Source organism: Deinococcus aquaticus (assembly GCF_028622095.1).
In the GTDB taxonomy this organism is placed as follows: domain Bacteria; phylum Deinococcota; class Deinococci; order Deinococcales; family Deinococcaceae; genus Deinococcus; species Deinococcus aquaticus.
This window is the reverse complement of sequence record NZ_CP115165.1, coordinates 242,086-260,315: the sequence shown is the minus strand read 5'-3', so window position 1 is coordinate 260,315 and position 18,230 is coordinate 242,086. Positions and strand designations below refer to the sequence as shown.

The 18,230-nt window shown below is 70.2% G+C and carries 18 protein-coding genes; 11 read left to right on the top strand and 7 right to left on the bottom strand.

Annotated features, from left to right (window positions below; all coding sequences use genetic code 11):
- Positions 1 to 194: 194 nt before the first annotated feature.
- The 4 genes from M8445_RS01275 to M8445_RS01260 form a co-directional block, all read right to left on the bottom strand.
- Positions 195 to 1,214: an alpha-ketoacid dehydrogenase subunit beta gene (locus tag M8445_RS01275; RefSeq protein WP_273989122.1), complete on the bottom strand. Its 1,020-nt coding sequence runs from the start codon at positions 1,212 to 1,214 to the stop codon at positions 195 to 197.
- On the bottom strand, positions 1,211 to 2,281 hold the full coding sequence (gene pdhA / locus M8445_RS01270; RefSeq protein WP_380091537.1) for a pyruvate dehydrogenase (acetyl-transferring) E1 component subunit alpha: 1,071 nt from the start codon (positions 2,279 to 2,281) through the stop codon (positions 1,211 to 1,213). Before pdhA ends, M8445_RS01275 begins: the two co-directional genes overlap by 4 nt.
- Positions 2,282 to 2,798: 517 nt before the next feature.
- Entirely contained in the window at positions 2,799 to 4,799 is a 2,001-nt protein-coding gene (locus M8445_RS01265; protein WP_273989120.1) for an alpha-amylase family glycosyl hydrolase, read from the bottom strand.
- Positions 4,800 to 4,989: 190 nt separating this feature from the next.
- A complete protein-coding gene (locus tag M8445_RS01260; RefSeq protein WP_273989119.1) occupies positions 4,990 to 5,868 on the bottom strand; it encodes a DUF4384 domain-containing protein in 879 nt (292 codons plus the stop codon).
- A gap of 218 nt (positions 5,869 to 6,086) precedes the next feature.
- Between M8445_RS01260 and M8445_RS01255 the strand changes: the two genes are divergently transcribed.
- From M8445_RS01255 to M8445_RS01245, 3 genes are read left to right on the top strand one after another with little or no spacing between them, the layout of a single operon-like run.
- Positions 6,087 to 6,671 carry a putative pterin-binding protein gene (locus M8445_RS01255; RefSeq protein WP_273989117.1) on the top strand — a complete coding sequence of 195 codons (585 nt, stop codon included), beginning with the start codon at positions 6,087 to 6,089 and terminating at the stop codon, positions 6,669 to 6,671.
- Between the two features lie 49 nt (positions 6,672 to 6,720).
- A complete protein-coding gene (locus M8445_RS01250; RefSeq protein ID WP_273989115.1) occupies positions 6,721 to 8,046 on the top strand; it encodes a sensor histidine kinase in 1,326 nt (441 codons plus the stop codon).
- A 55-nt stretch (positions 8,047 to 8,101) separates the two neighbouring features.
- Complete coding sequence (locus M8445_RS01245) at positions 8,102 to 9,142, top strand: CAP domain-containing protein (RefSeq protein ID WP_273989114.1); 1,041 nt, start codon at positions 8,102 to 8,104, stop codon at positions 9,140 to 9,142.
- Between the two features lie 55 nt (positions 9,143 to 9,197).
- Here M8445_RS01245 and M8445_RS01240 read toward each other — a convergent pair whose 3' ends face one another.
- Complete coding sequence (locus M8445_RS01240) at positions 9,198 to 9,803, bottom strand: RNA polymerase sigma factor (RefSeq protein ID WP_273989113.1); 606 nt, start codon at positions 9,801 to 9,803, stop codon at positions 9,198 to 9,200.
- Between the two features lie 150 nt (positions 9,804 to 9,953).
- Here M8445_RS01240 and M8445_RS01235 point away from each other — a divergent pair, with 150 nt between their 5' ends.
- Positions 9,954 to 10,328 (top strand): FUN14 domain-containing protein, encoded by a 375-nt coding sequence (locus M8445_RS01235; RefSeq protein WP_273989112.1) that lies wholly within the window; start codon positions 9,954 to 9,956, stop codon positions 10,326 to 10,328.
- A 67-nt stretch (positions 10,329 to 10,395) separates the two neighbouring features.
- Here the strand turns inward: M8445_RS01235 and M8445_RS01230 are convergent, their stop codons facing one another.
- Positions 10,396 to 11,397, bottom strand: coding sequence for a LacI family DNA-binding transcriptional regulator (locus M8445_RS01230; RefSeq protein ID WP_273989111.1), 1,002 nt, complete (start codon positions 11,395 to 11,397; stop codon positions 10,396 to 10,398).
- A gap of 182 nt (positions 11,398 to 11,579) precedes the next feature.
- Between M8445_RS01230 and M8445_RS01225 the strand changes: the two genes are divergently transcribed.
- From M8445_RS01225 to M8445_RS01200, 6 genes are all read left to right on the top strand, one after another.
- Positions 11,580 to 12,236 carry a copper chaperone PCu(A)C gene (locus M8445_RS01225; RefSeq protein WP_273989110.1) on the top strand — a complete coding sequence of 219 codons (657 nt, stop codon included), beginning with the start codon at positions 11,580 to 11,582 and terminating at the stop codon, positions 12,234 to 12,236.
- A 167-nt stretch (positions 12,237 to 12,403) separates the two neighbouring features.
- A complete protein-coding gene (locus tag M8445_RS01220; protein ID WP_273989109.1) occupies positions 12,404 to 13,087 on the top strand; it encodes an SCO family protein in 684 nt (227 codons plus the stop codon).
- Positions 13,084 to 13,980: a cytochrome c oxidase assembly protein gene (locus M8445_RS01215; protein ID WP_273989108.1), complete on the top strand. Its 897-nt coding sequence runs from the start codon at positions 13,084 to 13,086 to the stop codon at positions 13,978 to 13,980. Before M8445_RS01220 ends, M8445_RS01215 begins: the two co-directional genes overlap by 4 nt.
- A 51-nt stretch (positions 13,981 to 14,031) precedes the next feature.
- Entirely contained in the window at positions 14,032 to 15,294 is a 1,263-nt protein-coding gene (locus M8445_RS01210; protein WP_273989107.1) for an NAD(P)/FAD-dependent oxidoreductase, read from the top strand.
- Positions 15,291 to 15,926, top strand: coding sequence for a VOC family protein (locus tag M8445_RS01205; protein ID WP_273989105.1), 636 nt, complete (start codon positions 15,291 to 15,293; stop codon positions 15,924 to 15,926). Before M8445_RS01210 ends, M8445_RS01205 begins: the two co-directional genes overlap by 4 nt.
- The gene (locus tag M8445_RS01200; protein WP_273989104.1) at positions 15,923 to 16,444 is read left to right on the top strand and encodes an NUDIX domain-containing protein; all 522 of its coding nucleotides are present in this window, start codon (positions 15,923 to 15,925) and stop codon (positions 16,442 to 16,444) included. The genes M8445_RS01205 and M8445_RS01200 overlap by 4 nt, the downstream gene beginning before the upstream one ends.
- Here the strand turns inward: M8445_RS01200 and M8445_RS01195 are convergent.
- Entirely contained in the window at positions 16,420 to 17,055 is a 636-nt protein-coding gene (locus tag M8445_RS01195) for a rhomboid family intramembrane serine protease (protein WP_273989102.1), read from the bottom strand. The two genes, M8445_RS01200 and M8445_RS01195, sit on opposite strands and share 25 nt — an antisense overlap.
- Before the next feature lie 95 nt (positions 17,056 to 17,150).
- Between M8445_RS01195 and M8445_RS01190 the strand changes: the two genes are divergently transcribed.
- Positions 17,151 to 18,131: an aldo/keto reductase gene (locus tag M8445_RS01190; RefSeq protein ID WP_273989100.1), complete on the top strand. Its 981-nt coding sequence runs from the start codon at positions 17,151 to 17,153 to the stop codon at positions 18,129 to 18,131.
- Positions 18,132 to 18,230 lie beyond the last annotated feature (99 nt).

Here is an 18,230-nt window from a genome sequence, read left to right as displayed (position 1 = left end):
GCCCGTCGTGCGCGGAGCGCGCGGGGCGCAAGCAGCGACACCGGAGGCAGGCAGCCCCATCAGTGGCCGAACCCGCCGACAACCACCAACAACGCCAGAGAAATACCTGCCCAGTGCAACGCTGCTCCCCCTGCCCCCCTGGGGTAGGGGGCTGGGGGGTGGGGAAGCCCGCCGCAGGCGCCCCCCAACCAGATTCAGTAGTTCATAACCTGCCGGATCGCTTTCGCGACACGCACGGGGTTGGGGCGGTACACGTCCTCGACGGCGGTGAATGGCGGGTAGGGCGCGTCGTAGCCGGTGACGCGCACGATGGGCGCGCGCAGGTGCTCGATGGCTTCCTCGGCGATCACGGCGGCAATTTCGCTGTGGAATCCGGCGGTGCGGGGCGCTTCCGTGACGATCACGGCGCGGCCGGTCTTTGCGACGCTGGCCAGCACGGTGTCGGTGTCCATGGGGACGAGGGTGCGCAGGTCGATGACTTCCACGCCGATTCCGGCGGCCTGCGCGGCGGCGGCGGCTTTCTGCGCGACTTCGACCATGCCGCCGTAGCAGATGACGGTCACGTCGTCGCCCTGGGTGACTAGGCGGGCTTTGCCGATGGGGATGCGGTAATCCCCGACTGGGACGTCTTCTTTGGTCGAGCGGTACAGTTTGATCGGTTCGAAGAAGAACACGGGGTCCGGGTCGTTGATGGCCGAGAGCAGCAGGCCCTTGGCGTCGGTGGGGGTGCTGGGAATCACGACTTTCACGCCGGGCGTGTGTGCCAGGATCGCCTCGGGGCTGTCGGCGTGCTGTTCGGGCGTGTGGACGCCCCCGCCGTACGGCGCGCGGATCACCATGGGCAGGTGGTAACGGCTGCGGGTGCGGTGCCGGAAGCGGCCCAGGTGCGAGAGGATCTGATCCAGGGCCGGGTACAGGAACCCCGCGAACTGAATTTCCGCGATGGGTTTCAGGCCGGCCAGTCCCATGCCGATGCCCATGCCCACGATGCCCGCCTCGGCCAGCGGCGTGTCGAACACGCGCGCCTCGCCGTACTTGGCCTGGAGGCCGTCGGTGGCGCGGAACACGCCGCCCATCACGCCCACGTCCTCCCCGAAGATATGCACGGTGTTGTCTGCGCCCAGCGCGACGTCCAGCGCGTCGTTGATGGCGGCGACCATCGTCATGGTGCGGTGGGTGGTGGGGTGCGGGGCGGGGGTGGTGGGGGCGCTCATGCCTGCTCCTTGTGGCCTTGTGCGGCTTGCGTCTGTGCGACGTGCTCGGCGAGGATCTCCTCGCGCTGCTTTTTCAGTTGCGGGGTGGGTTCCGCGAACACGTGATCCAGAATCTCGGCGGGGGTGGGCTCGGGGTAACTGTCGGCCTCGGCCAGCGCCGCCTCGAACTCGGCGGCAATGTCGGCCAGCAGGTCCGCCTCGCTCGCCTCGGTCATCAGCCCTTCGGCCAGCAGGTGGACGCGCAGGCGCGTGACGGGGTCCTTGGCGTCCCAGCCGGCGTTGTCGGCGTCCGTGCGGTAGCGGGTGGGGTCGTCCGCGACGGTGTGCGGCTTGATGCGGTACGTGACGGTCTCGATCAGGGTAGGGCCGCCGCCGCTGCGGGCGCGTTCCACGGCCTCGCGGGTCACGTGGTAGGTGGCCAGGGCGTCGTTGCCGTCCACGCGTACGCCAGGAATGCCGTACCCGTCGGCGCGGCGGCTCAGGTCCGTGGCCCTGGTCTGGTGGCGGGTGGGCACGCTGATCGCCCAGCCGTTGTTCTGGAGGATGAACACGCACGGGGCGTTCAGGGCCCCGGCGAAATTCAGGGCCTCGTGAAAGTCCCCCTCGCTGCTGCCGCCGTCCCCGATGAAGGCCATGGCGACGTTCCGTGTACCCCGGCGCTGCTCGGCCAGGGCCGCGCCCACCGCCTGCGGGTACTGCGTGGCAATCGGAATGTAGAACGGCAGGACCTTCAGGTCGGCCGGCATGTGCCACCCGTGCGGACTGGTCCGCCAGTACGCCAGGGTCCGCGCGATGGGCAGGCCCAGCGTGAGGGCCGCGCCGGTATCGCGGTACGTGGGGAACAGCCAGTCGTCCTTGGTCAGCGCGGCGGCCGTGCCGACCTGACTGGCCTCCATGCCCCCGAACGGCGGGAACACGCCCAGGCGGCCCTGGCGGTACAGGACCCAGCCGCGCTCGTCGAAGTGGCGGGCGCGGCGCATCTGGCGGTACAGGTGCAGGCGCGTGGCGGGGTCGGGCAGCAGGTCCGGGCGGATGACCGCGCCGTCCGGCGCGATGACCTGAAGCATGGTGCCGGACTGCTGGCCGGCGTCGTAGGCGGCCTCGGCAGCGGCGTAGGCGACCTCGCTGGACTCAGGACGGGGGCTGGATTCGGGGCGGTGGCTGGATTCGGGACGGGGGTCTTGCGGGGTGGTGTCGGGACTCATGGGGACTCCTGAGGGGCCGGGAGAGGGAACGGGCGCGAGGTGGCCGGGGGGCCGGGGCCGCCGGGCAGGTCTGCTGGTCAGGCCCGCTTCAGGGGGCGCGGCGCTGGTTCAGCAGCCGGGCGCTGCGCAGGGGCAGGCCGGAAGCGGGACAGGGAGGGGCATCGGACATCGGCAGGAGAGGGGAAGGGGCGCTTCCGGACATGTTGAAGTGCCTCCCAGCGTAGCAGCCGGGAGGCACCTGTTCCAAACGGGCGTTCGTTTTTAACTCACGGTCTGCGCGGCTGGGCCGGACAGCCGGCCGAGCCTTATGCAGATTCCGTTTGTTTCGTTGACGGATCGGAACGACACCGATCCGTCAAGTCCACGTCCGGGATCCGTATTACTGCCAGTTGCCGCCGTTGTAAGTGGCGCTGCCCGAGGCGGGCGCGGTGTAGGCGCGGTTGCTGCCGCCTTCCCAGGTCAGGCTGGTCCCGCTGTCGCCGGGTTTCTTGATGAACTTGAACTGCGCGGCCACGCTGGGTGGCAGGCTCACGGTGGTCTTCCAGGTGCAGGTGCTGCCCACGCAGCCGCCCGGCGTCATGGCCAGCGCCGAGGCCGTGTTCCACGCGCCCAGTTCCGGGCGGTCCCCGACGAGGTACACGTCCTGCCCGAAGAAGGTGCTGGCCGACACCTGGAACGTCACGCTGACGGCCGTGCCGCCCGTGCCGCCGGTACCGGTCGCGCCGGCCCGGTAGATGCCCATCCTGCCGGCCCCGATGGTCACCGGGAGTTTCCCGGCCGTGACGGTCGCGCTGGCGGGTGCGCCCTCGGCCAGCAGGTCGTTGAAGACCGTGCCGTTACTCAGGGCGCTCCTGTCGGCGGCGCTGATGCCGGTGTTCCCCTGAAGGTCCAGGTTCACGGTCGCGGCGCTGGCCGAGGTGTTCACGACCACCACGACGCGGTTGGTGCCGCTGCCACGGTAGAAGGCGTACACGTTCTGCCCGCCGTTGGGCCGCCACAGTTCGGCGTAGTTGCCTTTCCACAGGGCCGCGTTCGCCTTGCGGATGCCCGTGAGTTTGCGGGTCAGGTCGTAGGTGTTCTTGGGGGTGCCGCCGCCCGCCATGAAGTTCGCCTGCGCCGCGCCGCGTCCGGTGTCGGTCCAGGCCCAGGCGGGCATGTCGCGGCGGTTGTCGGGGTCGTTCGCGCCGTACATGCCCAGTTCGTTGCCGTAGTACAGCTGCGGGATGCCGGGCAGGGTCATCAGCAGGCCCAGGGCGTTGCCGTAGCGGGCGCGGATCTCGGTCTCGGCGACGCCGCTGCCGGGCTCATTCACGAAGCGCGGTACGTCGTGGTTGTCGAGCAGGTTCACCTGCAGCAGCGTGCGGTCCAGGCCCAGGGTGCCGACCGTGTCCTGCATGCTGCCGGCCACGCGGTCGAGGCTGCCGCCCTTCCCGACCGAGTCCACCAGCGCCTGCCGCAGCGGGAAGTTGAACGTCGAGTCGAAGCCGGCGTCTAGGAACGGCTTGAGTTGCGAGGCGCTGCCGCTCAGGAAGGCCTCGCCCAGCAGGAAGGTGCCCGGCCGCGCGGCGAGCACGCCGGGCACCCAGGAGTTCTGCCAGTAGGAGTTCGGGGCGTGTTTGACGGTGTCCATGCGGATGGCGTCGATGGCGTAGTTCGTGACCCAGGTCTTGCTGAGGTTGGTCAGGTACGTGGCGACGGCGCTGTCCTCCTGCCGGAAGTCGGGCAGGCCGGCCAGGGGGCAGACGATGTCGTCGCCGGTGCAGTTGCTGTGGAACCAGGAGGGGTTCTGGCTGACGATGCGCGCGCCGTACCCGGCGTGGTTGACGACCATGTCCATCATGTACTTCTGCCCGCCGGCCTTCAGGTCGCTGATCAGGCCGGTCAGGTCGGCGGAGGTGCCGAACCTGGGTTCGATGGCGGTGTCGTTGGGGTTGGTGTAGTCGGGCCAGTAGCCGTGGTAGCCGCACTGGGTGCCGTTCACGATCCCGACCTGTTTGTAGACGGGGGTGGTCCAGACGGCCGTGGCGCCCAGGTCGCGGATGTACCCGAGTTTGTTGCGCAGGCCCTGGAGGTCGCCGCCGTGGAACTTGGTGGGGTTGGCGGTGTCGAGGCAGTTCGGTTGCCCCAGCCCGTCGTTGGAAGTGTTTCCATTCGAGAAACGGTCTGGCATGACGAGGTAGATCACCTGCTGCCTCCAGGCGTCGATGTTCGTGCCGCTGATGGCCTGCGGCTGCACCGCACCCACTTTGGAAACGGTTCCAGGCTGGGCGGACGAAAACTGGGTCGGGCCGGGCGTCTGAGAGCAGGCGGACAGCAGCAGGGCCGCCGACAGCGCACCCCAGATTCCGGTACGGACAGCAGGCAGGGTAGAACGTTTCATGATGAAACCTCCAGAACAGCGCTCCACAACAGCGTGGAACCGATCAGATTGAATTTTGGCGCGCGCTCATCATAATCGGCTGACCCCGTCACCACGCAAGGGGAGGGGCCAGTCCAAACAGACTGACCCCTCTAGACAACTTGGTTAGATGATGCTCAGATTCGCTCGCCAGCGCCCGCCAATCCCCGTATCAGCGGCGTTCGACCGTGATCTCGGTGCGGTTCCCCTTGCGCTTGACCTTCAGTTCGGCCTTGCTGCCGTCCGCGCGGCGGAATTCACTCTGAATCTCGTTGTTCTTCACGCTGGTCCCCACCAGAACGTACCCCTCGCTGCGCAGTTTCGCGGCGTACGCGTCATGCTGGGCGCGCAGGTCCGAGCGGTTGTCGATGGTGATCCGCCACTCGCGCTGCGTGCCCCAGGGGTTCACCACGACCGGCGCGGGGGCCGGCGTCACGGGGCGCGGCATGCTGACCGCCCGGCCCGCCACGTTGTAGAACGCGGTGGCCGTCACCCAGGTGTTCTGCGGCAACGGCGTCACCACGATGCTCAGCGCCTGCGCCAGCCCCTGCTGCCCCGTGACCTTCACACTCGCGAAGCTGTTCTGCCCGGACTTGAACGTGGCGATCTGATCGAGGTTAAGGGGCGTGCGGCTGGCCACGGCCAGCACCTTGTTCACGCCGTACGGCGCGGCAATGTCGAAGCTGAAGGGGTCGCCGGCCGCCGGGAAGACCTTCACGGCGTTCGCCTTCAGGAAGTTCGCGCCGCCCTGGTAGCGGTTGGGCAGAATCAGGTCCACCTGCCCCTGCGGGTCCACGTTGAACAGGTACACGTAGGCGTCCTGCGTCACGCTGGTGTACAGGCGGATCTTCTCGCCCGGGGCGTAGGCCGGCGTGCCGGTGCCGCTGCTGTCACGGTCCGTCCAGACCTTCACGTCCAGGCTGGCCTGCACGGGATTCACGATGATGCTCTGCGCGCTGATGGTGGGCGCGGCGTGCGCGGCGCTCAGGGCCGTCACGGCGGCCAGGGCGGCGGTCAGGGTCATGGTGCTGAGGTTCACGAGGCTTTTCATGCCCCGAGTGTGCGCCCCGCGTGTGACGCCCGCCTGACCTGCGCCGTCATCAACTGCCTACCCCTGGCTCAGCGGACCCTCACGCAGGGGCCACAGGCTCGGGCATGCGGCGGCGGCCAGGGAAGTGCGCAACTACGGCCAGTTCTCTACACCCGGCAGTGTTCATTTTGTTCATAAGAACATTGAGATTGATTCATGTTACCGCTAAACTGCTCTGCGTGTCCCCCCGCAACCCACACCACGACCGCCGCAACAGCTGGCTGCGCCTGATCGTGGCTGCCCTGCTCGGCGCCGCACTGGTCGGCGCGCAGGCCACGCCCGCCCCACTGCAGTTCAAGCCGCGCTCCCCTGCGTTCCAGTACGTGCGCGCCGCGCAGCCCACCCCCCGCGCCCGCCCTGGCGAGAGAACCGCACTGACCATCAGCACCGGCCGGGCCGAACTGAACCTCACGCTCTCGCAGCTGCGCGCCATGCCCGCCGTGCGCTACACCACGGCACACATGCAACTCAAAAAAACCATCACGTACGAGGGCGTCACGCTCCGCGACCTCGCTGCGCGCGGCGGCTTCGCCGGCAAGGACCTGCGCCTCTCCGCCGCCAACGGGTTTGCCAGCACCATCCGTGCCGACGATTACATGAACTGGCCGGTCATGCTGGCGTACCAGGCCGACGGCGCCCCCATTCCCGTCCTGCAAAAAGGGCCGCTGACCGTCGTGCTCCCGCAGACCCCCGACCGTTTTCATACTGCGGATTACTCCAGCGCCTGGGTGTGGTTCGTGGAACGCATCGCCCCCGTGAAATGACCGCCCACGCGCCGCCCGTTCCCCCTGCCCTGCGCCGGAGCGTGCCGGAATGAGCCGGCCCTCGCCGCTGCCCGGCCCGGCAGCCGGTGACGGCCCCGTCCATGCCGGGCCTGACCTGCGGGAAGGCAGACGGAACTGGCCCGGGGCGCGCCTGCTGCTGCTGTTCCGGGAGATCGCGCTGGCCGCCCTGCCCGCCCTGCTGACGGCCCTGCTGCTGCTGCTGGGGACCCTGCCGGCCTACAACGCCCTGAAAAACACAGGGACCGGCTGGACCCCCTACGCCTACCAGGGGCTGGCTCAGGACGTGCTGCAGTACCAGGTGGCCCGCCTGCAACCCGGCCTCAGCGCCGACGAGCGGCGCGACTCGCGGGACAGGGCCCTGTCCAGTGCCCTCAACCGCGGGCAGTTCGGGCTGCTGGACGACGTGGAACGGATTGGCGAGCGGCGACTGTCCGTCGTGGAACGCAACCTGCGCCAGGATACCGACCTCTCGGTCGCCCGCGCCGCTCAGGAGGTGCTGGGCCTGAACTCCCAGGCCACCGAGTACGCCAAGAACCTGGGCATCCGCTACCAGACCGAACTGAAACGGCTACGGTTCACGCTGATCGGCAGCGCCCTGCTGCTCGGAACGCTCAGCGCCCTGCTGATCGTGCGCGCCCTGCTGATGTGGCGCGGCGAGACGCAGCGCGCCCTGCGCCGCGAGAAACGCCAGCTTGAAGCCCTGAACCTCGCCAGTCACGAGATGCGCCGTCCCCTCCAGACGCTGCTGCTGGCCAGTGACCTGCTGCGTCAGGCCGACGATCCCGACCAGCGCCACCGCCTGCTGTCCATGATCGAGGACAGCGCCGCGCAGATCTCCAGCCGCGCCGACCTGACCCGCCTGAACGACCTGTACCTGGACGTCACGCTGAACGTGCAGCGCACCGACCTCAGCGCCCTGCTGCGGCGCTTCTCGTCCGGGCGGGTGCACGTCATCACGCCGCCCGGCCCGCTGCTGTGGCCCGCCGATCCCGACCGCGCCCGGCAGATGATCGAGAACCTGACCGAGAACGCCCTGAAGTACACGGACGGACTGGTCGAGGTGACGCTGTCCTCCGTGCGGGGCCGCCCGCAGGTGCAGGTCCGTGACTTCGGTCCCGGCCTGAGCGCCGAATTGCAGGCCCGCGTGTTCCTGCCCTACGAGCGCGGCCCCGCCAGTCTGGTCGGAGGGCAGGGGCTGGGGCTGCCGCTGGTCCGCCGCTACGCCCGCGCGCACGGCGGTGACGTGAGCGTGAGCCACGCCCCGGACGGCGGCCTGATCATGACCATCACCTTCGGCGAGCCCGAAACGCACCTGTCCAGCCCCGCCCGGCCCGCCGCGCAGCCCACCAGCTGACGCGCGGTTCGGATTCGTACAGCGCCGCGCCCCGCCGCGCCCTACCCTGGGGAACGTGACCGCCCGCACCCGCCTGCCCCTGCGTTCCCACCTGCGCCGCCTGTGGGCCGCCTCCCTCCTGACCCTGACGGCCCTGACCCTGACGGCCCTGAGCGCCCCCGCCAGCGCGCAGGGGCCGGGCGGCTCCTTCCGCATCGGGTACAGCGGGGACTCGCAGCGCCGCGCGCCCTACGAGGTCACCTTCACGGCCACCTACCCCGCCGGGTACTCGGCGCAGTGGGCGTTCGGGGACGGCGGATCGGCGCGCGGCGCGCAGGTCACGCACACCTACTACCGTCCCGGCACGTACGCCCTGAGCGCCGCTTTCCTGGACGACCGGGGCCGCGAGGTCGGGCGGGCCGAGGCGCAGATCCAGGTGCTCAGCGGCGGCCCGGAACGCACGGAACTGACCGTCCTGCTCACGCCCGGCAGCGTGCGCATCAGCGCCGCCGACAGCGTGCTGTACACGCCCGCCACGCCCCGCGTGTTCCTGGACGGCCGCGAGATCGGCAGCGGCCCGGTGCCCGTCACGCCCGGCCTGCACACGGCCGTCACGCAGGCCAGCAGCAGCGGCGGGCAGACCGTGGACCGCCGCGTGACCTTCACGGTGCCCGCCCAGCCGTGGCAGACCAGCCTGCCGTTCGACAGCGAGGTACTGCGCCTGACCAATCAGGCCCGCGCGCAGGGCTGGAACTGCGCCACCCTGCGCGCGGGCGGCCCTGCCCTGCCGCCCCTGAAACAGCACCCCACCCTGGACCTCGCCGCGCAGGCCCAGTCGGTCGCCATGGCCGTGTACGGGTACTTCGATCACACCAGCGCCCTGGACGGGAGCATGCCCGCCCGCCGCCTGAAAGCCGCCGGCATGACCCCCACCAGTTCCGCCGAGAACATCGCCGCCGGACAGGAAACACCCGCCGAGGTCGTGAACGGCTGGCTGCGCAGCCCCGGCCACTGCCGCAGCATCATGGGGAACTTCACCCTGATCGGCCTGTCGTACGTGAACCGCCCCGGCAGTCCCTACGGCCGCTACTGGACCCAGGTGTTCGCGCGGCCCTGAACGGAGGGCTGTGGGGTGTAGGCCATTCCTGCAATCCGCGACCGATACCCCACGCTCAGTTCACGTCTGAAACGCCGGCCAGCAGTTCGGCCAGTTGCTCCTTGGCGCGGAACACGCGGCTCTTGGCGGTGCCGAGGGCCACGCCCTGAATCTGCGCGATCTCGTCGTAACTGAGGTCCTCTACAAAGCGCAGCACGACCGCCTCGCGGTACTCGGTCGGCAGGCGCAGCAGGGCGCGCTGCACGCGGTCCTGAGCGTCCGCACTCTCGGCCGCCTGCACTGGCGAGCGTTTCTCGCTGGTGACCTCGAATCCCACGTCCTCACGCGCCTGCTCCAGCGAGAACCGCTGCAACTGCTTGCGGCGGTGAGATTCGATCTGCGTGTTGCGCGCCACCTGATACAGCCACGGCAGCACCCGCTCGCCGGGCCGGAACGTGCGGATGCTGCGCCACGCGCGGTAGAACACCTCCTGCGTCAGGTCCAGGGCGTCCTCACTGTTCCCCTCCAGGCGGTACAGGTACCCGTACATGCGGCCCTCGTACTCCTGCACGAACTCGAACCAAGCGGCCTCCTCGCCCGCCACGAGGCGCGTCAGCAGTTCCGGCGAGACCAGATCAGCGGGAACGGGTTCAGGAGAGGCAGGCTCGGTCGGAAGGTCCACGGTGCTCCTACCATAGCGCCCCCCGGCCTACCCCGCCGCTCTCTTCCGCGTCAGGCGGCCCGCACGGCCCCCGCAACTGCGCTACCATGCGCGCACCCGACCACGCCCGCGCGCCCAGAGCGCCTGCGGGCCGCCCGTCCCCCGGACCTGATGATCACCCCCACCCCCGTTCCCGACCCCCCGCCCCTGGACCCCGCCGGCCATCCGCTGGGCGACGCCCTGTCCGCCCTGCTGCCGGACCTGAGCGTGGGCGCCCTGCTGGGATTCGCGACCGGCGTGGCGATCCGCTACGTGGGACGAGTGGCCCTGATCGGGCTGGGCGTGCTGTTCATCACGTTGCAACTGCTGGCGTACTTCGAGCTGATCAGCGTGAACTGGCTGCGCGTTCAGGCGATCACCGAACCGTGGCTACGGCAGGGCACCGAGCAGGGCGGCGCGTGGCTGACCCGCCTCCTGACCGCCAACCTGCCCTTCGCCGGGGCGTTCACCGCCGGACTGCTGCTGGGCCTGCGCATCCGGGTGTAGACAGTGAACAGTTGATGGTTGATAGAGGAGTACTTCCATCAGCCATCAACTTTCAACCATCACCGCTTCAGGCGCTGCCCCGGACGATCAGGCGCGGCTCGAAGCGGCGGGCGCGGGGCGGGCCCTTGTACCCGTTCAGGCGCGACAGCAGCAGTTGCGCGGCCTCGTAGCCCATGCTCTCGACCGGCTGGTGCAGGGTGGTCAGTTCGCGCTCGGCGGCCCAGGGTTGATCGTCGAAGCCGATCACGCGGACGTCCTGCCCGATCTTCAGGCTACGCAGGCGCACCTCGTCCAGCAGCGCGCCGGCCAGCATGTCGGCGGACGCGAAGACCGTGCAGGGCAGCCCGGCGGCCTGCGCGTCGTCCAGCAGGGTCGCGGCGGTATTGCGGGCGGCCAGGGAATCGAAACTGGACGTGAACTCGCGGTGCACGGTCCGGCCGGCGCTCTGCACGGCCGTCAGGAAGCCGCTGCGGCGGTCCTCGAACACACGGGTGGTGAACAGGTGATCCAGTTCCGTCTCGACCCACACGGCGTACAGCTGCCCCGGCAGGCTCACGGCGTACTCTCCGGCCAGGCGGCCGCCGCTGACGTTATCCATGAACGAGGAATCCACGGCGTCCGAGTACGCGTCGACCAGCACCGTGGGCTGCTGGGTGCGCAGGCGGCGCTCGTGGAACATCTGCGTGAGGTTGTACGTGGCCATGACCAGTCCGTCCGCCTGGTACGCCAGGGTGTGCGACCCCAGGTACCGTTCCAGCCGCGAGCGGTCCAGCAGCGGGAAGATCGCCACGTCGTACCGCGCTTCCTGGAACGCGCTTTCCAGGCCGTCAAGGAGGCGCACGTAGAATTCGGTGGTCAGGACGGGCAGCAGCACGCTGATGGTGTAGCTCTTGCCGCCGGCGATACGGCGCGCGTGCGGATTCGGCGTGTACTCGAGGTCGGCGATCGCCTTGAGGACGGTTTCGCGGGTGGCGCCCTTCACGGCCACGTGATTGTTCAGCACGCGGGATACGGTGCCGACGCCGACCCCGGCGTGCCGGGCAACATCCTGAATGGTGGGTTTACGCATGGTCTCTGCTCCACCATACCCTGTTTTTGGAACGGGTTCCACAGACGCGTTTCCTGGCGTCCGCTCCCGTGCGCCCGGCGGGGACAATGCGGCCCCCCGCGCGGCCTAGACTGCCGGTGAACACCGCCGGACCCACCGGTCCCGCCTCACGGCCCCCACCCGAGAGACCTGAAAGGAGCGTCATGACTTCAACCTCCAACCCGCGCCGGATGCGGACCGTCCTGATGGCCGTCCTGGGCGCGCTGATCCTGCTGGGTACCTACCTGTACCTGAGTCCCGCGCCGGACCCCCGGACCATGCCCGGGCCGCCCACGACCGGGCAACCTGCACCTGCCCAGCCTGACAGTCAGATCATGAGCAGCGACATGGACCACACCACCATGTCCGGCCACACCCCCGGCAGTACGGTAGGCAGCGCAGCCAGCGGCGCGGCGGGCGTGCAGGCCGCCTCACCGGCCGATGGTGGCGGCACGCTCCCCCTGACCGTCCGGGACGCGTACGTGGTCGCGGTACCGCCCGGCATCCGGGAAACCAGCGTGTTCGGGGTGCTGGACAACACCGGCACCGAGGACGTGATCCTGAACGGCGCGGGCAGCAGCGGCGCCCGGAGCGGCATGCTGATGGTCACGCACACCGACGCGCAGGGCCTGACCGGCATGAGCATGACCGGCACCCTGACCGTACCCGCCGGGGGCCGCCTGACCCTCAGTGACACCGGCGATCACGTGATGCTGACGGGCCTGACCGCGCCCATCCGGGACGGCGGGACACTGCCGGTCACCCTGACCGACACGCAGGGCCGCAGCCTGACCCTGACCGTGCCCGTCCGTAAACCCTGACGGCCCCCTCATACGGATTCCGTTTGTTTCGCCGACAATCCGGAATTTCACCGGATTGCCAGCTCCACGTCCGGAACCCATTTCTCTCCTGCTCGCATCCGCTCGGATTGAACGGTCTTTGCAGCCCATTCAATCGGAGTCCGTATCACCCACTGCCGGAGGTCACCGTGACCGCACCCACCCCACCTGAATCCACCCCAGCTGACTCCAGCCCGGCCGCGCGCCCCTGGTACGCCTCGGCGCTGCTGGCCGTGGCGGCCGTGACGCTGCTGCTGCTGGCCGCCTGGGGCTACGCCCGCCTGCGCAGCCCCTACCCGTACTACGGCACCAGTTACCCGGCCGGGACGGCCGCCCGGCCCTTCAGCGGCACCGATCAGCGCGGCCAGCCGTTCACGTTCACGCCCGGCGCGGGCGCCGACGCCGGGCAGGTCACGGCGGTGTTCTTCGGGTTCACGCACTGCCCGAACATCTGCCCGCTGAGCCTGACGTACCTGAACAGGGTGCGCGGCGCCCTGACCCCCGAACAGCAGGCCCGTTTCCAGATCGTGCTGGTCAGCGTGGACCCCGACCGCGACACCCCGGAGCGCCTGAACGAGTACGTGTCGTTCTTCGGGAAAGGCAGCACGGGCGTGCGCATTCCCGAACCGGCGCTGGCCGCCGTGGCCCGCGATTACGGCGTGGGCTACCAGAAAGCCGACGTGAAAGGCCCTGACGACTACCAGATCAACCACACGACCGCCACGTACCTGATCAGTGCGAGCGGCGACCTGGTCCTGGTCTGGGATTACACCCAGCTGACCGACGTGCGGCGCGTGCAGGCCGACCTGGAACACGTTCTGGAGGCCTCGTGAGCGCCCCGGCCCCCCTGACAGCCCCCGTCACCGCTGCCGTGAACACCGCCGGGAACCTGAACCCCACCCTGGCGGACCTGCTGGCCCCCGCCCCGGACCTGTGGCTGCTGATTCCCACCCTGCTGGCTGCCGGAGTGTACCTGTGGCGGTTCAGCGCCTCACGCGGCACGCACTCAGGCCGGGCGGGCTGGCCAGTCTGGCGGGCCGCACTGTTCGCGCTGGGCATCCTGCTGCTGCTGATCACCACCCAGAGCCGCGCCGCGACCCTGACGCAGAGCAGCATGGCGCTGTACATGGGCCGCCTGATGATCCTGGCGGAACTGGTGCCCCCACTGCTGGTGCTGGGCCTGCCACGCAGCCTGCATCTGAACGCCCGCCAGGGCCTGGGCCGCGCCCTGAACGTCATCCTGGACCCCTGGGTGGCACTGGCCGTCTGGACAGCCGTGATCGTGTTCTGGAACGTCCCCGCCGGGTTCAACGCCAGCGTCGTCTCGAACACCGCCGGGGCGCTGCTGCCCGCGCTGTACCTGCTGAGCAGCCTGATGGTCTGGAGCGTCATCCTGCGACCACTGCCCAGCGTGCAACCCGCCGGGATCGGCTCGCGCGGCTGGTTCGGGCTGATCAGCGCGCTGCCCATGATGGCCGTCGCCAGCGTCTGGCTGTACTCCCCGAACGTGCTGTACACGCCGTACGTGAGCGCCCTGTGCCTGTGGAACTACACGCCCATGCAGAACCAGCAGCTGAGCGGCTGGATCATGATGCTCGCCGGACTGCCCGCCCTGGCCCTGGCGTTCATCCAGCTGTTCGCGTGGCTGGTCAAACTCTCCGAGGGGCAGGGGATGCCGCCCCAACCTCCCACCCAGCCGCCAACACAGCCCCCGGCCCGTCCCTGATTCCATTCTCACGGCCTGCAACCCTCACGCCCTCTGCGCTAGCCTGCACGCATGCATGACGCAGTGGTGATCGGCAGTGGGCTGGCAGGACTCACGGCGGCGCGGGTTCTGGAGCGCGCCGGGCAGCGGGTGCGGGTGCTGGAGGCCGCGCCGTTCGTGGGGGGCCGCGTGCACTCGCGCGCCGTGGACGGCTTCACGCTGGACGCTGGGTATCAGGTGCTGTTCCCGGCGTACCCGGCTGTGCGGCGGCAGCTGGACCTGGGCGCGCTGGACCTCGTGCCCGTGCCGTCGGCGGCGGTCGTGCGGCGCGGCGCGCGGACCGACACGCTGGGCAGTCCCCTGAGCGATCCGGCGGCGCTGCCCTCAACCCTGCTGAGCGGCGTGCTGAGCGTGCCCGACAAGGCGCGCGTGGCGGCGCTGGCCCTGAAGCTGCGCGCCCCGGCGCCGCACACGCTGCTGCGTGGCGAGGACCAGTCCACCGAGGCGTTCCTGCGGGAGTTCGGGTTCAGTGAGGGCGCGCTGGACCGCTTCTTCCGGCCTTTTTTCGGCGGGATCTTCCTGCGGCGCGAACTGGACACCAGCGCCCGCCTGTTCCGCTACTACTTCCGCATGTTGATGGACGGCGGCGCGGCCCTGCCCCGCGCGGGCATGAGCGAGATCCCGGCGCAACTGGCACGTGGGCTGGACGTGGTGACTGGCGTGCGCGCCACGCACCTGAAATCCCACGCGGCGCACGTGACCGTGACCACCAGCGCCGGGGAACTGGACGCGCGGCAGGTGATCGTCGCGACCGACCCGGACGGCGCCGCTGCCCTGACCGGCCAGCCGACCGGGCGCGGCAGCCTGGGCAGCACGTACCTGCACTACGCCGCGCCGCACGGCCTGGACCGCGAAACGAGGCTGCTGCTGAATGCCGAGGCGGGCTTCATCAACAACGCGCACTGGCTGTCGAACGTGATCCCGCAGCGCGCCCCGCAGGGCCAGTCGCTGCTGACCGTGACCGTCCTGGGCCTCCCAGACCTCGACGACGACGCGCTGGACGCCCGCGTGCGCGGCGAACTGGACCGCTGGTACGGCCCGCAGGCCGCCGCGCTACGGACCCTGCTGGTCGAACGCATCCGGCACGCGCAGTACCCGCAGCCCGCCGGGTACGCCGCCACCCTGGCCGGTCACGCCACGCCCCTGCCCGGCGTGATCCTGGCGGGCGAGGCGACCTCCATGAGCGGCATTCAGGGCGCCATGGAAAGCGGCGAGAAGGCCGCCGCCATCGTCCTGAACGACCCGGCCGGCATGAGCCGCCCCAGGGGCGCATGACCGCCCGCCCCGCCCCGCCCCGACCGGGTGCCCGCCTGGATCATCTGGTCATCGCCGCCCGCACCCTGGAGGAAGGCCGCGCGTGGCTCGAAGGCCGCCTGCACTGCCCGCTGGAACCGGGCGGGGAGCACGAGCTGTTCGGCACGCACAACGCCCTGCTGTCCCTGGGCCCCGACGCCTACCTGGAAGTGATCGCCGTGAACCCGCAGGCACCCGCCCCAGGGCGCCCCCGCTGGTTCGGCCTGGACACCCCGGACATGCAGCGGCGGCTGTCGCACGGCCCGGCCCTGATCCACTGGGTGGCGGGCGTGCCGCACCTGCCGGCCGGTCCCGGCGTGCTGGCCCTGTCACGCGGCGCGAACCGCTGGACCCTGACCGTCCCCGCTGACGGCCACCTGCCCGGCGGCGGCCCCCACCCGTCCCTGATCTGCTGGGAAACCCCGCCGCCCCCCACCCGCCTGCCCGACCGGGGCGTGCGCCTGGGCACCCTGCACCTGGGTACGCCCGACCCTGACCCGCTGCGGGCCGCGCTGAACACCCTGAACTTTATGGGCGAGGTCGAGGTTCAAGAGGCCCCGCAGCCCGAACTGCGCGCGGTCCTGACCACCCCCGGCGGCCCGGTCGAATTGTGAGCCCTCAAGGGCCACTGCCGCCCCCGGACGCCAACCACTACACCCGCCCGGATGGCGTGCTACCGCGCCCCAGCGTGGGCGGGGTCATCCTGCGCCCCGTCGCGCTGGATACCGCCACGCTGGCAGGCACGTCCGACGGCTGGCAGGTCGCGGTCGTCGTGGAACCCGGCCCCTACCCGCAACTGCCCAAGGGTGGCCTGGAAGCCGGCGAAACCCACCGGGACGCCCTGCACCGCGAACTGCGCGAGGAAACCGGCCTGGAGGGCGTGCAGATCCTCCGCGAGCTGGCGACCCTGGAACGCCTGAACTACGCCCGCACGAAGTGGCAGGTCACCCGCTACTACCTGGGCACCACCACACAGCAGGAGGCTCTGCCCCCGCTGGAGCCGGGCTACCGGCTGGAATGGCACCCCCTGTCGGGCCGCAGCGGGCAGGTGCCGGACCTGTTCTGGCCCGAGCAGACGCGGTTACTGCGGCAGGTGGCCCGCCAGCTTCAACGGAACGGCACGCCGTTCTGACCTGCCGCCCGGCGGGGCCGCCGCCCGTGCAGCAGCGCCGCCGCCAGCAGGCCCGCCAGGAACCCGAACAGGTGCGCCTCCCACGACACGTAGGGGTTGCCGGGCAGCACGCCCCACAGGATGCCCCCGTACAGCGCGAACGCCGCGACCGCCACGCCGATGGCGACCGGCGTGCGCTCCCACCAGCCCACGCCCAGCAGGTACGCCAGGAACCCGAACACCAGTTCGCTGGCCCCCAGGTGCACGCTGCCGCCCCGCCCGAACAGCCACACCAGCGCGCCCCCCACCAGCACGATGATCAGCGTGGCCGCCACGAAGCGCCCCGCGCCGCGCACGGCTCCCATGAACGCCAGCACCGCCAGCGGTACCGTGTTCGCCATCAGGTGCCCGAAGCCCGCGTGCAGGAACGGTGCGCTCAGGATGTTCCAGAACGACCCCCCATCGCGCGGGAGGATGCCGTAGCGGTCCAGCGACCCGCCGAACAGCAGCTGATCGGCCACCTCCTGCCCCCAGATGCCCGCCACGAGCGCCGCCGTGAGGCCCGCCGCCGGTCCCAGCTGACCCACGCGGGAAGGAGGGCGCGCAGGGCGGAAACGGTCCGGTCGGCTCATGTGTTCAGTGTGCCGCATGTGGGCCGGGCGTGGCGTCCACCGGAGGGTGCAGGGACGTTCACGATCGGCGCAGGCGGGTGCGTTACCCTGCCCGCATGAACAACCCGGAAGCAGGCACCCACGCGGCAGGCAGCAGCACCCCCGCACACAGGACCCTCGGGCACAGCGGACTGAGCGTCTCGGCGGTCGGGCTGGGCTGCAACAACTTCGGCGGTCGCCTCGACCAGACCGCCACCACCGCCGTCGTGCGCCGCGCACTCGATGCGGGCATCACCCTGTTCGACACGGCCGACATCTACGGCAACCGGGGCGGCAGCGAGGAGATGCTGGGCCGCGCCCTCGGCCCGGAACGCCAGAACATCATCCTGGCCAGCAAGTTCGGTCTGGACATGGGAGACGGCCACCAGGGCGCACGCCCTGAGTACATTCGCCGGGCGCTGGAGGCCAGCCTGCGCCGCCTGGGCACCGACCACCTGGACCTGTACCAGTTGCACCGCCCGGACCCGCAGACGCCCATTGAGGACACCCTGGGGACCCTGAACGACCTCGTGCAGCAGGGGCTCGTGCGGGCCATCGGCGTGAGCAACATGCCCGCCGCCGACGTGCGCGCCGCCGACGCCCTGGCCCGCCAGCACGGCTGGTCGCGCTTCACGTCCTGCCAGGACGAGCACAGCCTGCTGGTCCGCGACATCGAAACCGACCTGATCCCCGCCGCCCACGATCTGAACCTGGGCCTGCTGCCGTACTTCCCGCTCGCCAGCGGCCTCCTGACCGGCAAGTACCACGCCGGGCAACCCCTCCCGGACGGCGCGCGCATCACGGGCAGCCAGGGCGCGCAGGACCGCTACCTGACCCCGCAGAACTGGACGGTCGTCGAGAACCTCCGGGCCTTCGCGCAGGCCCAGGGGCACACCCTGCTGGAACTGGCGTTCAGCTGGCTGCTGTCCTTCCCCGAAACCAGCAGCGTCATCGCCGGAGCGACCAGACCCGAACAGATCGACGCTAACGTCGCCGCTGCCACCTGGACCCTGAGCGCCGACGAACGGGCCGAGGTGGACCGCATCACGCGCGGCTAGGCAGTAGGGAGTAGGACATGGGTGGGGGAGAGCTGAGCCTGCGTTGACTGGACGCCAGCAGAAAAGCCGGGGCATGACGCTCCGGCTTTTCTGGGCCTG